This is a genomic window from Mesorhizobium sp. B2-3-5 (genome assembly GCF_006442395.1).
Taxonomy (GTDB): domain Bacteria; phylum Pseudomonadota; class Alphaproteobacteria; order Rhizobiales; family Rhizobiaceae; genus Mesorhizobium.
Genome location: NZ_VFVX01000026.1, coordinates 1 through 15,687, shown reverse-complemented (window position 1 = coordinate 15,687; position 15,687 = coordinate 1). Strand labels below are relative to the sequence as shown.

General features: G+C 61.2%; 14 protein-coding genes and 1 pseudogene. 4 read left to right on the top strand and 11 right to left on the bottom strand.

The window, feature by feature from the left end; genetic code table 11:
- The first annotated feature begins 104 nt into the window (after positions 1-104).
- On the top strand, positions 105-602 hold the full coding sequence (locus FJ958_RS23670; RefSeq protein WP_140745953.1) for a DUF1097 domain-containing protein: 498 nt from the start codon (positions 105-107) through the stop codon (positions 600-602).
- A 185-nt stretch (positions 603-787) separates the two neighbouring features.
- On the opposite strand, the gene FJ958_RS23665 is transcribed toward FJ958_RS23670, so the two are convergent.
- From FJ958_RS23665 to FJ958_RS23655, 3 genes are all read right to left on the bottom strand, one after another.
- Entirely contained in the window at positions 788-2,866 is a 2,079-nt protein-coding gene (locus FJ958_RS23665) for a sigma-54-dependent Fis family transcriptional regulator (RefSeq protein WP_140745952.1), read from the bottom strand.
- An 83-nt stretch (positions 2,867-2,949) separates the two neighbouring features.
- Positions 2,950-3,423, bottom strand: coding sequence for a hypothetical protein (locus FJ958_RS23660; RefSeq protein ID WP_140745950.1), 474 nt, complete (start codon positions 3,421-3,423; stop codon positions 2,950-2,952).
- A gap of 192 nt (positions 3,424-3,615) precedes the next feature.
- Positions 3,616-3,921: a ribbon-helix-helix domain-containing protein gene (locus FJ958_RS23655; RefSeq protein WP_140745948.1), complete on the bottom strand. Its 306-nt coding sequence runs from the start codon at positions 3,919-3,921 to the stop codon at positions 3,616-3,618.
- A gap of 212 nt (positions 3,922-4,133) precedes the next feature.
- Here FJ958_RS23655 and FJ958_RS23650 point away from each other — a divergent pair, with 212 nt between their 5' ends.
- Positions 4,134-4,529, top strand: coding sequence for a VOC family protein (locus FJ958_RS23650; RefSeq protein ID WP_140745946.1), 396 nt, complete (start codon positions 4,134-4,136; stop codon positions 4,527-4,529).
- 409 nt (positions 4,530-4,938) lie between these two features.
- Here the strand turns inward: FJ958_RS23650 and FJ958_RS23645 are convergent, their stop codons facing one another.
- Positions 4,939-6,348, bottom strand: coding sequence for an ISNCY family transposase (locus FJ958_RS23645; RefSeq protein WP_140745944.1), 1,410 nt, complete (start codon positions 6,346-6,348; stop codon positions 4,939-4,941).
- Between the two features lie 425 nt (positions 6,349-6,773).
- A pseudogene (locus FJ958_RS32170) lies at positions 6,774-6,920 on the bottom strand (flavin reductase family protein); the annotation flags it as partial.
- A gap of 119 nt (positions 6,921-7,039) precedes the next feature.
- On the opposite strand from FJ958_RS32170, the gene FJ958_RS23635 reads away from it, so the two are divergent.
- Positions 7,040-7,294 carry a helix-turn-helix transcriptional regulator gene (locus tag FJ958_RS23635; protein ID WP_140745942.1) on the top strand — a complete coding sequence of 85 codons (255 nt, stop codon included), beginning with the start codon at positions 7,040-7,042 and terminating at the stop codon, positions 7,292-7,294.
- On the top strand, positions 7,294-8,613 hold the full coding sequence (locus FJ958_RS23630) for a type II toxin-antitoxin system HipA family toxin (RefSeq protein ID WP_140745940.1): 1,320 nt from the start codon (positions 7,294-7,296) through the stop codon (positions 8,611-8,613). The genes FJ958_RS23635 and FJ958_RS23630 overlap by 1 nt, the downstream gene beginning before the upstream one ends.
- Positions 8,614-8,743: 130 nt before the next feature.
- Here FJ958_RS23630 and FJ958_RS23625 read toward each other — a convergent pair whose 3' ends face one another.
- The 6 genes from FJ958_RS23625 to FJ958_RS32160 all read right to left on the bottom strand — a co-directional run.
- Positions 8,744-8,932 (bottom strand): hypothetical protein, encoded by a 189-nt coding sequence (locus FJ958_RS23625; protein WP_140745938.1) that lies wholly within the window; start codon positions 8,930-8,932, stop codon positions 8,744-8,746.
- Between the two features lie 80 nt (positions 8,933-9,012).
- Positions 9,013-10,743, bottom strand: coding sequence for an SEL1-like repeat protein (locus FJ958_RS23615; RefSeq protein ID WP_140745934.1), 1,731 nt, complete (start codon positions 10,741-10,743; stop codon positions 9,013-9,015).
- Positions 10,744-10,786: 43 nt separating this feature from the next.
- Complete coding sequence (locus tag FJ958_RS23610) at positions 10,787-12,193, bottom strand: HlyD family type I secretion periplasmic adaptor subunit (protein ID WP_140745932.1); 1,407 nt, start codon at positions 12,191-12,193, stop codon at positions 10,787-10,789.
- A gap of 108 nt (positions 12,194-12,301) precedes the next feature.
- Positions 12,302-14,335, bottom strand: coding sequence for a peptidase domain-containing ABC transporter (locus FJ958_RS23605; protein ID WP_246679721.1), 2,034 nt, complete (start codon positions 14,333-14,335; stop codon positions 12,302-12,304).
- A 485-nt stretch (positions 14,336-14,820) separates the two neighbouring features.
- Positions 14,821-15,090 (bottom strand): hypothetical protein, encoded by a 270-nt coding sequence (locus FJ958_RS32165; protein WP_246679719.1) that lies wholly within the window; start codon positions 15,088-15,090, stop codon positions 14,821-14,823.
- Between the two features lie 208 nt (positions 15,091-15,298).
- Positions 15,299-15,687 (bottom strand): hypothetical protein (locus tag FJ958_RS32160; protein ID WP_246679718.1); only part of this gene is annotated, 389 nt, incomplete at its 5' end.

Below are 15,687 nucleotides of genomic sequence, written 5' to 3'. Positions count from 1 at the left end.
GAACCCACGTGGCTACCGCCACCGCGTTTTGGGTGTCGGGACGTCAGCGAAGCGCGATCCTGAAACGAGTTCTTTGCTTCGAGTTTGGAAAACGGGAGGACAACATGGATCTTATCACAGGGCTGGCCGTCGTCATCGGCATCATGGGTGGCATTGCAACATGGGCGGCGATCACGATCGGCAGTCCCTATCTGCTGATCTGGGCGGTATTTGTCGGCTGGGGGAGTTTTTACCACTGCAGCGGCAAGGAGGCCGGGTTCAGGAATTCGGCGGTTGCGAACCTATGGGGAGCGATCTGCGCGGCCGGCGCCCTGATCGCGCTGACGTCCATCGGGGTTACGGCGATCATGGCTGGTATTTGCGTCGGCGTTTCAATCGTGGTGCTGATTCTCGCTGCCAGATTGCCGCTGCTGAGCGCCATCCCGTCGGCGGTCTACGGCTACGCCACGACCGCCGCGCTTTTTCTGCTTGGTGCCGCCGCCTATGGCGAAGGCGCCAGCGGCATAGTCAAGGTCGCAGCCGCCGTGGTGATCTCGCTGATCATCGGCAACATCCTAGGCTACGCCTCAGAGAAAGTCACAGGAGCCCTCGTAAGGAGCTGATCATCCGCGCGACCGCTGCTGCCTGACTGCAGTTTCGATCGACAAACTTCCCCGCCCTGCGGCGCGAATGCCGCGGGGTTTTTTTGCAACGGATCTGAATCAGTGTGTTGTTGGCGGCTTTCGAGAGTACCGCAAGCCTAGAAAACTGCCGCTTGCAGGTCGGCATCACCTGAATTCAACACATCCTAGAGGAAGCCGCGCCGGATCCCGTACTGGCCAAGCTTGCGATAGAGCGTCGGCCGCGAAACCCCAAGCCGCAGTGCGACCTTGCTGAGATTGCCACTCTCGGCGGCAAGTGCATTCTTGATCGCCTGGCGTTCGGCATCCTCGAACGAGCACACCGGTGCCTCGAGCATGGCTGTGCGGTGATCACCGTGCGTGGCCTTGTCGTTGCGGTTACCCGCACTGATTTCGCCGGGAATATCCTGGAGCTCGACCGTGCCGCCGCGCGCCAGCACATGCAGACGCTCGACCAGGTTTTTCAGCTCGCGGACATTGCCCGGCCAGCGATAGGCCCGCAGCGCATCGAACGCTTCGTTCGAAAACTCCAGCGGATCATTGCCCGCCAGCCTTGCAATGTGGCGATTGAAATGCTCGATCAGCAACAGCACGTCGTCGCCGCGCTCACGCAAGGCCGGGACATGAATCGAGACCGCGCCGATGCGGTAGTAGAGATCGCTGCGGAAGCGGCCGGCGGCAACTTCCTGCTTGAGATCGCGATTGGTCGAGGCGACAAGCCGGACGTCCACCGGTCGCCCCCTCGAGTCACCGATGCGGTGAACCACGCGCTCTTCCAGTACACGCAACAGGAAGGGCTGGATTTCGAGCGGCAGTTCGCCGACTTCGTCAAGGCTGAGCACGCCGCCGTTGGCGAGTTCGAAGACACCCGGCTTGCCGTCGCGCGAGGCCCCGGTGAAGGCCCCGGCGACATGACCGAACAGTTCGCTGCCGAACAGTTCCTTGGTGATCGCCCCGCAATTCATGGCGATGAAAGGATCGTTTTCCGAGCGCCGGCTGCCGGCATGAACAAGCCGCGCGAACAGCTCCTTTCCGACACCCGTTTCGCCTTCTATCAGCAGCGAGGTGACGCCGTTCGATCTTGCGACGCGGGAGGCGACATCGATGGCGGCAAGCAGCTTGTCGCTCTCGCCGACAATCATCGCAGCCGCCGTCTGCAGCTGCTTGTTCGGCTGCCGGTCGATCACGGTCACGCCGGAGACGACCGGCACCGAAGGGAAAACCAGCGCCGCGCCTCGAAGGTCACCGTCGAGCTTCAGCGGCGTGACATGGCAGGATCGCAGATGCGCCGGCAGCGCGTTGGCGAGATCGCTCTCCGAGCCGGAGGCCGGCAGGTTCATCAGCCAGCGACCGCGGCCCGGTTCCATCGGGCCGTCCATCATCTCCGTCGTGTCGCCGTTGGGCACGTTGTTGCAGAAGATCGCGCGGCCGCGATGATCGACGATCACCAGCCCATCCTTGCGGCGATAGCTGGGGGCCGACGAGATGAAGGCCTCGAGCAAGCGCGTGCGCTGCTCCTGCTGCTGTTCGGCCAGCGCCTTTTCGATCTGCCTGGCGGTGGCGGCGACGAGTGCTGTGTTGTGCGGCCGAAAAATCGGCGAATAACCGGACAGGTCGACCACGCCGATGATCTTGCCGTCCAGCGGATCGCGGATTGGCGCTCCGGCGCAGGTCCAGGACTTGATGCCGGCGCAGAAATGTTCGGCCGCATGGACGAAGATCGGTTCGCCGGTCCACAGCGCGGTACCGATGCCATTGGTGCCGACGGCGTCCTCGTTCCATTTGCCGCCGATGCCCAGATGAATGTCCATGCCGTCATGCAAGGTCTTCTTGTCGCCGATGGCGTCGATCAGCACGCCGTCGCTGTCGGCGAGCACCAGCATCGCTCCCGTCCCTTCCAGCAACTGGCCAAGGGACTCGAACGATCGCCGCGCCGCCGAAAGCAGCTCGGCGTTGGCGCGGGTCAGGTATTCTATCTCGTCACGGTCACTGCTCAGCGGCGCTTCAATGCCTTGCGCATTGATGCCGCCGGTGGCGCTGCGATACCAGGAATCGTGGATCAGCGAGCGAACGTGGACCGGATCGCGTGCGCTTGTCGGCTCGTCGGAAAGAAAACTCTCCCACGCACGCATGGTGGCGCGCTCATCATAGTCGATCTTGTCCAGAACCAGTTGCCCGGTGGCCATCGACGCACGCGCCGGAAGAGCACCGGGTTTCATAGGATTGGGGCCGCTCGCGTGTTTCATTCAGTCATCACAGTACCTTTGAGGTATGCCATTTCTGTATGCTGTCGCGGCGGACGTGCACAGCCACGCCCGGATATCAGTCCTCAGTCGATGCCTAGTCTCGCCCCGATGTCGGCAGCAAGCTGCTCTTCGCTGTAAGCCGCCGTCAGCCGCGATCCATCCAGGCCGGCAAGCGCCTCGGCGATGGTGTCGTCGACTGGTGAGAAAAAGCCGTTCTTCTTCGTAGCCAGCACGAAGGTCTGGTCTCCGTTGCGGTTGCGGACATCGCCGATATGATGAAGCTGGCGGCCGGTATTCTGATCCTTTGAGATCACCCGGCCATTCATCGTCACCTGGATGGACGGCTTGGCGTCAGTCGCGGTTGTCGCGCTGCCGCCGACATGGATGATCAAGCCTTCCGCCTTGCGTTGCTGGCGCGGCTGCTTGGACGCCGAATAACCACCACCGCTGATCTGGTCGGCGAGGCGAACGATGGTGGAGCGGTTCTGCTCGATCAGCCGCTTGACCTGAACATCCTCGCGTCGCGGGCCGTCCCGCTTGGAGATGATCTCGACCATGAATCCTCCCAGATTCGTTTGCCGGCGTCCGTAGGCGCGGGGGCGCATTCTTTTTCTTTGCAGCGAACCTTACACTGCCACCGTCCTGGTCCGCCATTCACATTTAGTTAGCGCCGAAATGAGTGTCGTTGGTAGCAGGTGGCTGCTACACGGGAGAGCCGGTATTCGTACGTTTGATGAGTAGTGCCCGTGTCAGGCCGCCTTGTTCTTCGATTCCGAGGGTTCGCTGTGGAAAGGGTGCCTGTCGCGCAGATAGAGCGCGCATGTGGTGCGCAGCATCGAGGCAAAGTTCGGGATATGGCCGTTTATCTCGATCGCTTCATCGTAAAGCGTCGAGAGGAATTTCGGCGCCGTCATCCCCTGTCCATGAGCGATCTCGTCCAATAGCGTCCAAAAAGTGGCTTCGAGCTGGATGCTCGTCGAGTGGCCGCCTATTCGAACTGAGCGATTGATTAATCGATACCCTTCCGGATCCTGTCCGGCAAAGACCTTACACATGTGATGACCTCCCGTTTGATATTGCTTTTGGGCGAGGCGAAGAGCTTCTGGACGATACCAACCCAGCGCGCATTTTCCCTTCAATTTGCAGTGACCGCAATCGGACCTTGGTGCGTGATCCAGCCCAAACGCCTCTCGACGTGGTAACCGGCTGCTACCCGCTTTGTAACGGTGAGCGGTATCCCAGACCACATGCTAGGCGGGAGGCTTCTTTGGCGAAAGCAATACATTCGATGATCCGAGTGATCGACGAGAACCTGTCGGTCAGTTTCTACAAAAGCGCATTTGGATTCAACGTTGCGGACCGGTTGGATTTCGACGCGTTCACATTGGTTTATCTGCGTGGTGCAGAATCCGATTTCGAGCTTGAACTGACGATCAACAAGGGCAAGAGAGAACTCTATGCGCTTGGCGAAGGCTATGGCCATTTGGCTTTTTGCGTCGACGATCTCGAATCCGAATACAAGCGCTTGGCTGCGGCAGGCTTCAATCCGCGAAAAATTGTCGAGTTCAAGCGCGAAGGAGCGCTGCTCGCGCGGTTCTTTTTCGTGGCCGACCCAGATGGATACCAGATCGAAGTGCTGCAGCGCCACGGACGCTACCAATAGGGGCATTCGATGGGTGCATGCTCATGGCTTGCACAATCGCGACTTCTTGAATACCTGCGTGATCGCGTAGAGATAACCATCAGCCACGCGGGGAGAATGGCATTCAGCAAAGGGAAAGCGACATTCCTACTTTGCAGAAATGGGACATTTTAACTTAGCTGCTACATCCGATGTTAAAGCGATTTAGAGACGCGACACCGCCAGCCAGTTAGAAATGCGACAGCGATGCGCTTCTTGGTGCTGACGCGAGCGCCCGATCGGGCGTAGCTGGTCAGGGTTGCGCAGCCCGATCGGGTGCGATCAATCGTGGCTTCTTCGGCCTTAGCTTTGAGAGCCTGCCAATTACATGGATGCGGCAGCGTCCGACCGGCCTACGACACTGGCGCAATGTCGCTGTGGTCACGACATCTCATTCCGCAGCTTCCAGCCTCGTCAGTGCCTGCTCACGCCTTGCTATGACAGCGGGATCGTTCATGAAATCCGTCCGTCGACCAGGCTTGCGGCCACGCTTCTGGTAGCCATTGCTCTGGCTGCCATCGGGAATGCCGAACAAGTGGTTCGCCTGGCCTGTGCGCCGCGGTCCGTGTTGGCTGCGTGTCAGCTCACGGCCGGCCTGCATCTCGGCGACCATCGCCAGTGCTTCGTCTAGGCGCTTGTTCTCCACAACCTCGGACCTGTGAACCGAGCGCAGCTTGTCAAAAGTTCTATAGGGTAGGGACGTGCTGCCTTCCATGATCTCGAGGCGGCCATCGGGATAGTCGCACACGACGACCTTCTTACCGGCCAGGCGCTTAGCGAGGACGCTCGGATCGAGAATGAACAGCACCTTGTCGTAGCGCAGTGTCAAAGCCTGGGACAGCGTGCGGAATTCCTTGCGACACATCGCGCCGTCGAGGTTCTCATGCTTGGCGAGGAGGCGGTGCATATCCTTCGGATTGCGTGGTTCTTTGCCGAAACGGGCATTGAAATCGGCGGCGAACTCGGCCGCATAGGCATTGGCCGCCTCGATCGTGCTGAGACCGCGCAGGCGCAGTTCCTTCACGAGCCGGTCCTGTAGCGTCTGATTGGCGCGCTCGACGCGACCCTTTGCCTGTGGGGTGTTGGCGCAGATGATGTCGATGTTGAGCTCATAGAGCGCGCGGCCAAACTGCGTCAGGCCGCTGGTGCGGTCCTTCGCCGAACCATGGGTCGTTCGGAAGATGCCGTGCTTGTCGCTATAGAAAGCCAACGGCTTGCCCCATTCCCGCAGATACGCCTTGGCCGCGTGGAAGTAGTCGAACGTGTTCTCGGAGCCGGCAAAGCGCAAATGAAGCAGCTTGCCGGTCGCATCGTCGATGAAGACGAGCAGGGCGCATTTGGCGCCACGGTTCTCGAACCACCAATGGTGCGAGCCGTCGATCTGCACCATCTCACCCAAGCAGTCGCGCCGCCCGCGCGGCTGATGCAGCCGCCGCTTCCGCTCACGGCGTGACGTCCAGATTCCAGCTTCCGTCATCCATTTGCGCAGCCTCTCCTTACTGACCGCGAGCTGATGTCGTTCGATCAGCTTCTCGCGGGCAAGCGTAGGTCCGAAGTCGACGTAGTGTTCGCGGATCAGCTCCAGCGCAAAGTCGCGAACGCCATCGACGATGCGGTTGTTGGAATGCCGGCCGCGCGCCTTGTGCCGGAGAGCCGCACCGCCATCCGCCTGGAACGTCTTCAACAGCCGCCGGACCTGACGAACTGAAACGTCGAGCAGGCTTGCCGCCGCAACGCTTGTCATTCGCCGCTCAACAATCTTCGACAAAACCTCGATACGTCGCAGCTCGCGTTCGCTCATCAAAACACGTCCCAATCTGCAATCTCCCGCGCTCTCGAACGCGGGCACATTGGCAAGGCAGGAGCGACATTCCTACTTTGCCAGATCCGGACATTTTAACTTAGCTGCTACAAACCGAAGTCGCATAACCTGAATTATGGAACTCACTTAAGATATTGTTTTCGTTTGATTTCTAGTTGAGAAATCTCACGCGGCGAGCCATTTCGGTACGAGCGTGCGACCCATCGGGACCGTTCGGCCTTTGCAGCCCGTATGTCCTACCGGGCGGACGTGCAACAGGTGTAATATATCGATAGTGCTTGCCTTTTCCGAGGTGCGCAGGGTCAAAATCAGCTTCCGGATCGACGACATGACAGTTCGGCAACAATGAAGGCCGCCCACCTGCCTCTCAACCCGCTCGACAAGGGCGTGCCGGGAACGATTTCCAGGCAGTCAGCGACCAACGGGGCCTTGACCTCTTTTGCCTGGCGCGTCTTCAGCCAAAAACGCAGAAACTTGTCTACGGAATCGCCAGAGCAATTGCCGATATCGACGACGGTCTCGGCCAGATCGATTATTGGAATAGCAATGACGATACGCGATCCCGTATCTTGGCCAAATATACGCGCTTGCGTTTACTTACCATCTATACGCGGTCGCGTATATTGACAGTTCATACGCGAGCGCGTATACAGAATTCTGGAGACTTATCATGACCGACCAGATCGCTCGCAACGAAAAGCAACTCGGTGCCATCCTACGTCGCGCCCGCAGGCAAGCCGACCTCACACAAGAGACGCTTGGCAGTCAAATCCACCTGCGCCAGGCTACGGTGTCTCGCCTTGAAGCCGGCGAGCCGGCGGTGCAGCTCAGTACGTTGATGGCTGCCCTCTCTGCCCTCGACCTTGAACTTGTCGTTCGCCCGCGCAGCAAAAGCAACGCCACGGAGATTGAGGATCTGTTCTGATGGCGCGGCGGCCGGCTCACCCACCGCTCAACGTCTTCCTGAACGGGCGCCTGGTGGGTGTGCTGCGCAGGCAATCAACCGGCGCCGTGGACTTCCAATACGCCCGTGAATGGCTGGACTGGCAAAGCACTTTCCCGGTCTCGCTCTCGCTTCCTTTGCGGGAGGACCGCTATATCGGCGCGCCAGTGATCAATGTCTTCGACAACCTGCTTCCTGACGATGAAGCCATCCGCAAGCGGATTGCCGAACGCGTCGGCGCAGTTGGGACCGATGCCTACAGCCTGCTCGCCGTCCTCGGCCATGATTGCGTCGGAGCGCTGCAGTTCTTGCCTGATGGTATCGATCCTGGCAATCCGGGCAGCAGCGACGGCAAGCCGATCAGCAAAAAGGCCGTCGCGGACATGATCGAAAATCTCGCAGCCGCTCCTCTCGGCCTCGGTGAGGACGACGATTTCCGCATCTCGATCGCCGGCGCCCAAGAAAAGACGGCGCTGCTACGCAAGGACGGACGCTGGTTCAAGCCGGTCGGCACGGCGGCGACCACCCATATCCTGAAACCGCAGATCGGCAGGTTGCCGAATGGCATCGATCTCTCCGATAGTGTTGAGAACGAATATCTGTGCCTTAAGCTGATCGAGGCGTTCGGGGTTCCTGCCGCCAAGACGGAGATCGCTGATTTCGGGGAGCGCCGCACGCTGATCGTCGAGCGCTTCGACCGGTTGTGGGCCAGGGACGGCCGCCTCCTGCGCCTGCCGCAGGAGGATATGTGTCAGGCACTGTCGGTCCCGCCAACACGCAAGTACCAGTCAGAGGGCGGTCCCGGCATGCGGGAGATCATCGAGCTTCTGAAGGGCAGTGACAGGCCGGAAAACGACATAGCGGTCTTTCTGCGCGCATGCATCGTATTCTGGCTGATCGGCGCGACCGATGGCCACGCCAAGAATTTCAGCATTTTTCTCGCGCCTGGTGGGCGGTTTCGGATGACGCCGCTTTATGATGTAATTAGTGCGCAACCCAGCCTTGATGCTGGACAGATTCCCCGCAAGAAATTCAAACTGGCAATGTCAGTCGGCAAGAGTCGGCACTATTCCGTACATGAGATCATGCCGCGTCACTTCATGCAGACCGCTGAGATTGCTGGGGTGGGCACACCTGTCATGCGCAGAATATTCGAAGAAATCGCCGGAGACGCCGAGAGGCGGGTCGAGGTCGTGATTTCTTCGTTGCCGCATCGCTTTCCCGCGCGCGTCGTCGAGTCGGTCAGGTCGGCAATAACCAAGCGCGCGATGCTTCTCGCCGAGGCACACCGATCAAGCTGAAAGCAAGGTCCGACAAGAAATCCAGGCTAGGGTTGAAGCGCCTCGTAATGATAAGGCAAAGCGGGCAACTCAAAAGCCATAGGGTCCTCCTGCTTGAACTCGTTTTCCCTCGCCGCAGGTAGCGCCTAGTCTAGACATGGGTGTGTTCCAAATGACGCTTACTCGTCACCGTACTGTTGACGGTTTTATCCTTGATGGCCTGGATTGCCGCTTTGAGTTGCCGCGCTCCGGCCGTGTCTGTGTCGATCGGCGTGCGGGCATTCACAAGTCTAGTGATGAAGGCATTGATCGCATCGACGCTGAACCGGTCGCGGGTCATCGAATCTCCGCCTCGGCAGATGGTCAGAAATCCATTTGTGAAGGAAATCGGCGCCGCATGTGCTCATATTCCATCCTCCCTCAGTCCGAGGCAAACTCAGCGAGTTCGTCGGCAGCTTCCTGAAAACCTTGCACCGCCGCTCGCTCGAGCCAAAGGCGGCCGGCTGCCGGGTTGTGCTCTCCGGCAAGGCCTTTCGAGAGATATCGGCCGAGCATGAGTTGGGCCTGCCCGTGCCCCCGCTCGGCCGCGGCTGCAAACCATTTCTGCGCCGCCATGTGGTCGACCGACACTCCCTCGCCGGAGCTGTGCAGCGCGCCGAGCGCAAACATTGCCCCGGCATGACCGTCGGCGGCGGCCCGTTCGAACAGCTGCACTGCGTGTTCCGGGGAACGCTTGCCGCCGCCCCCGTTGAGCAGCATCTCCGCAAGTGCCACTTGCGCGTCGAGCACGCCACCGTCAGCCGCCTCGGCAAACCAGGCGCGGGCCTGTTGTCCGTCCGCCGCCACGCCGCGACCATCCCTGAGAATGCGCGCATACATGTATTGGGCCTCGGCCACGCCTTCGGCGGCGCGCCTCAGCCATTGCGCCGCCTGACCTTCATCCTGACGCACGCCGACGCCCTTGGCGAAACAGAGCCCGAGATTGAAGGCAGCGATAAGGTCGCCCGAGAACGCGGCTGCCTCGAACCATCCGGCTACGCTCGCCGTATCGTCCGGCTCACCGGCTCCTTGGAGAACGAGATTGGCCAGATCGACTTGTGCTGCCCGGTTCCCGCAGCTTGCGGCAGTGCGCAGCCAGCGCGTCCCCTCTTGCTCGTCCCTGGCAACACCGTTTCCCGTCAGGTAGAGAGAGGCCAGGGCGCGGGCAGCGGTCTGGTGACCTGCCTCGGCCGCCCGGCGATACCAGGTTGCAGCCTCTGAAAAATCCGGCGGCCGGCTCTTCACGTTACGATCGCCGAGGAGATACGCTGCCTCGCTATTGCCCGCCAGTGCGGCGCGCCGCATCCACGCCTCGCCAGCCATCAGATCCTGATCGACGAAGGTCCCGTCGATAAGCGCCAACCCCAATCGGAATTGGGCCGCGGGAAGGCCTTTCTCCGCAGCTGTCTGGTATAGCCGAGCTGCACCAGCAAGGTCGCCTATGACGCCGAGGCCATGTTCGGTGAGGATCGCGAGAAGATAAATTGCTGTTGGCAAGCCATCGTCCGCCGCCCGCCGGACCTCATCGGCAATCCTGGCTCGGTCTGCCGGCAAACCCCGCCGCGCTAGCGAAAGAGCAAAACCAAGGTTTCCTTCGGCGCAGCCGGCCGCGGCCGACCGCTCGTACCACTTATGGGCAGCATCCGCGTCGCGCATTGGTTCGGGACCGCTGGTTAGGATGTAGCCGAGGAGTGCCTGGCCGGTCGCGGAGCCGGCCTCGGCCGCCTTCGTGGCAAGGCCGAGCGCTGACGCAAAGTCTGGCTCGCTCGTGGTGTCCTCCACGAACAGGCGATCCGATTCGGAGCCCTTGTCAGCTTCGGCTGTCGCCATCCCGGTCACGTAGAGTGCGGCGAGGAGCGCCTGCGCATCAGCGCTCCCGTGATCCGCTGCTCGCCGCAGCCATCTTGTCCCCTCTGCCCGGCTCGGCGGCACGCCCGAACCTTCGAGATAGCAACGCGCGACCCGATACTCGGCATTGCCGATGCCCGCACGCGCAGCCGTCGCGAAGAGCGGAAAGGCCTCTGTGGGCTTGCCATTTTCAGAAAGTTGGATCGCCCGCCGCAGCGCTACGGACGGGCTAGCCAAACCAGTCAGGCGATCCAGAATTGCCATCGATGCCGGCCTTTGAATGCTCCGGTTCCTCTTTAGCTGCAGACTACGGCTCGCGCATCGCTTCCTGGCCGATCGGGAGCATCACCCCAAGAATGTATTTGAGCACCGTGCGCCGGCCAACCTTGACGTCGGCGGTCACAGGCATGCCAGGGCTGAGGGTGAACCCCGCGGGAACCCCGTGCAACGCGATCTGGTCGATGGAAATGCGCGTCCGATAGAACGGCTCGGCATTCGAGGGCAGCATGGCGAGGGAACTGTTTGGGTCGCGTGCTTGCTCCTGGGCCGAAAAAGAATCGGGGCTGAGCGTTCGCACAGTGCCGTGGGCGAGGCCGTATTGTGAATAGGGGAAAGTGTCGAACTTGATGGCCACGGGATCGCCGATGTGCACGAAACCGCTGCTGCGGCCGACGACGTTTGTCTCGATCTCGAGCGACGCGTCGGCCGGCACCAGCGTGATCAAGCGTTCGCCCGACTGCAGGACTGAGCCAACCGAGACCTTTGCCACCGATTGGACGATGGCATCTCCTTCGCTTTTCAGCTCTACCAACTGCTTGCGGAGCTTTGCCTTGTTGAAGAGCTCGCGGGCGTCGGAGATGCGAGAGCTTGCTTCCGACAGACCTTGCGAGACTTCCGCTCTCCAGCCTTGAATGTAGCCGGCGCGGTCGGCGGCTACCGCCGCCTGCTGGCGCTTGGCAGCTTCTGCCGTCTGCTCGGCGTTGCCGAGCGCCCTGGACATTTCGGCCGAATTGTCCTCGGCGAGAAGGGTATTGAGGCGGCTCCCGACCTCTCTTTCTTCCAGCTGCTTGCGCATCTGTTCTATCGAGGCCGCGACGGAGAGCCGCTGCCGGTAGCCGGCGGCATCGGATTGCGCGCGCGAGATCACAGAACTAAGTTCGTCGCTCTGCCGGTCGAAATTCTCCAGCTTGGCCTCGTAGACCGCCTTGCGGCGCTCGAAGATGGACGCCTGCAGGGTCCAACTCGGGTCGAGGCCGTCATAGTTGAAAGCCTGGCCGTTGGCCTCCGCCTTCAACCGCGCCACTTCGGCTTCAAGCGTGGAGACCTGCATAGCCAACGCCTGCAGGTCTGCTGAGGCAAAGGTCGAATCGAGGCGGGCAAGCAATTGACCGGCCTGCACATGCTGTCCTTCGCGCACTTCGATCGAGCGGACAATCGCCGTCTCCAGCGGCTGTACGATGATGTTGGGCGATTGTGAGACCACCAGCCCTCTGGTCGTCACCACCTGATCGACCGGTATCAGTCCTGCCAAGGCGATCAAGGCGATCACCAGGCTTGAAATAATCCATACGATGCCGCGCGCAGCTCGCGGAATAGGCGCATTGGCGACCGCCGTCGACGGCCACTGGAATTCGAGGATGGCTGGTGTCGTCGGATCGCTCGTTTTCGTCCGAGGCCAGCGGGCGGGGCGGATCGTGAGGGAGGTGCTACTCATGGCTTACCAGAGCTGAAGTGCAGATGGTCTTTGTTGAACCGGGCCATTTGATCTCATCCAATCCACCCTCAGCCATGCCCCGAAGCGCTTTTCGGCCGCGCGACATCGTCAAACCAACCGCGACGGTACGGCTACCGGGCGACCGTGGTGGCCATCGAGGTGCCGGTTCTGCTGCGACCACAGCTGGCGATAGAGCGCACATCGGTCGAGCAGGATCGCGTGCGGCGCGACGTCGAGGACCCTGCCCTGCTCCATGACCAGGATCTGGTCGCACTCGGTAAGCGAGGACAGCCGATGCGAAACGATTATCATCGTGCGCCCGCTGGCTATGCGCATGAGATTGGCGCTGACAACCGCCTCGCTCTCCGGGTCGAGTGCGCTAGTCGCTTCGTCGAGGATAAGGACGGTCGGATTGTGGATGAGAGCGCGCGCGATCGCCAGCCGCTGCTTTTGACCACCCGACAAATTGGGCGAACCTTCCTCGATGTATGTATCGTAGCCATTCGGCATTCGTTCGATGAATTCTTCGGCGCCGGCCAGATGCGCGGCACGCATGGCATCGGAAAGCGTCAGGCCTGCGCGCCCGGCGATAATGTTGTCGCGGATCGATCCGCGGAACAGGAAATTGTCCTGGAGGACCACGCCGAGCCCCTGGCGAAGGTGACGCAGGTTGATTTCCTTGAGGTCGACACCGTCCAGCTTGAGGAAACCGCTATAGTCGCGGTTGATCCCCTGCAGGAGACGCGCGATCGTCGATTTTCCCGACCCGCTCCGCCCGACAATGCCGAACATGGTCCCCGCTGGAATATTGAAGCTGACCCGGTCGAGCGCCGGCGTCTTGGTGCCGATATAGCTGAATGTCAGATCGCTGAACGTGACCTCGCCGACGAGCCTTGGTCTGAGGCCGAGGGAATTCGAACTGCTTTCCAGCGGCCGGTTAAGGACCGACGCCGCCTCGCCGATCGCCGCGCCGACCTCCTCGTAGTCTTCGATCAGTCGGACCAACCCGACCAGTGGTTGGGCGACGCGTTGGGAGATCATCATGAAGGCGAACAGGCCACCGACCATATAGCCGGAAGTGTCGCTCATCGCGAGATAGGCGCCAAGCAACATGGTGCCAAGCACCATTACGCGTTCAATTGGCGTAACCAGGGTCTGCGGCCAGCTGGCGAACTGCCCGAAGGAGAGACGTGCCCTCCCCGCCTCCGCCACCCGCTCGTCCCAAAGGGCCTTGCGTTGCGGCTCGAGGCCTAGCGCTTTCACCGTCTTTATGCCGACAACAGTTTCACCCAAGGCTGCCGACTTCCAGGTCTCGGCGTCGATCACGCGCTGGTACCTTCGGCGCAACGGCTTGAGGAAGGCGAGGATGATCAGCATGATCACCGCTGCGCAGGAAACGACGATCCAGGCGAGCTTGACGTTGATGTAGAACATCACCGGTAGCAGCACGCAGAGTGTGATCAGATCGAGGAACGTGCTGAGCAGTTTGCCGGTTAGGAATTCGCGGATGCGATAGACCTGGGCGAGGTGGTACATTGTCTCGCCGGCAGGATGACGCTCGAAATAGTCGAGCGGCAGGCGCAGCAACCGGCTGAAAACGTGCAGCTGCAGCTTGGTGTCCAGACGGGCTCCAACGACATTGATGATCAAGCGTCTCGCGTGGCCCAGGAGCGTTTCGTAGGCGAAGACGACAGCGACTATGGCCGACAAGAGCAACAGCGTCGAGACACTGTTGAACTGCAATACCTTGTTGACCACCGTCATGACGATGAGCGGCGGTAGGATGGTAAGGACGCTGAGTGTAAACGATGCGATGGCAACGTCCCGAAGCGGCCGGCTTTCGAGCCGCACCAGTTCGAGGAGCCAGCGAAGCGTGAAAGGCGCATCCGCAGCAACATAGGATCGCGCGTTTCGCAGCAGCACCGCCTCACCCGTCCACACCTGCGAGAGCCGCAATTCGTCGATGGCGGTGGGTTCACCATCGTCAGGCGCGTCCGCGCTTTTGAGGAAGACCACGTTGCGATCGGCACTCGCCCCGGTGAGGAGACCCGCGCCGCCATCGCTGAACAACAGAACGACCGGTCCGGTGTCCTGAAAGCGCAACAGGTGAGACCAGCGAACGCGGACGGCGCGAGACCACATGCCGCCGTTCCGCGCCCATTCAGACAAGTCGGTAGCGGTTGGAAACGGGCTTGCGCTCGCCGCCCTAAACTCATTCGGGTCGAGTTCGACACCGTGATAGCGGGCAACCGCGAGTATCGCCTTAAGGCGCGGCCCGACCCGGTCAAACTCGGCTGGACCACCAGGAATCCGCCCTACTTCGCTCTCGCCGCCGGCGTGGCCGATCGCCTCAGTGCCATCGCGGATTTGGACCGGCTGTATTTCAGCATTCAGAGGGATGCTCACCGTGGACTTCCCTTCCGGCACGCAGGCGTGAGTTCAACAATGCCCCGGACCGACCATCCCCGCTGGGATTTCTGCCCGCGCTGATTATACGCCGAGCTGGTCGGCAGCACGAGCCCCTTGCCCATTCGGACGCGCAGGCCTTGCTTTTCCGCAAAGCCCGCGCGCCCATTTCTCAGCCTTGGACCGGTTTCTATCGTGGTCTGTCCGGTCACCACTACTGCTCACTCATGTGGCTTCAGAATATCCTTCAGAGCCTTCTTCACTGTGTCGTCGCTGTTGGCGTAGCCCGCACCATGCTTGGTCTGGTCCGAGGTCAGGTCGGTGCTCGCACCCAACGGCTTGTTCTGGTTCTGACCAGATCCCCTGATCGTGTTGAGGACATTCAGGAGGTCGGTCGTCACCGTACTGGCCGCCAGGCCGATGAGCTGGCGGAACGACGCATGGCTGACAGGATCACTGTCTGTCGAGCCGGATTGCAGGAACTGCGTCATGTCCTTGAGCCCGAGCGAACTGGACGTGACGTTGGCCGTGAGACCACCCCCAGGAGTTCCGTTTCCTTTGTCCTGACCACCGGCGGAGTTGCCCTGTCCGGAGTGCACACCGTTCTCGCCATTGTTGTGGTTGCCGGAATTACCTGGCGCGTCCTGATCTCCGTTGCCGTGGCCGTTATTGTCATGGTCACGACCATGATCACCGGTCTCACCGCCTGGGCCGGTCGCTCCGGTCGACCCTGTCGGACCAGGCGAGCCTGTTGCTCCGGTTGAGCCGCTGGCGCCCGTCGAGCCGGTAGCTCCGGTCGAACCCGTCGCTCCGGTCGAACCAGTTGCTCCGGTCGAACCAGTGGCGCCAGTCGAGCCCGTCGCACCAGTCGAACCTGTAGCTCCGGTCGAGCCTGTCGCTCCGGTCGAGCCGGTAGCGCCGGTCGAACCAGTAGCTCCAGTCGAGCCGGTAGCGCCGGTCGAACCAGTAGCTCCGGTGGAGCCTGTCGCTCCGGTCGAACCAGTGGCACCAGTCGAGCCGGTAGCGCCGGTCGAACCAGTAGCTCCAGTCGAGCCGGTAGCGCCGGTCGAACCAGTAGCTCCGGTGGA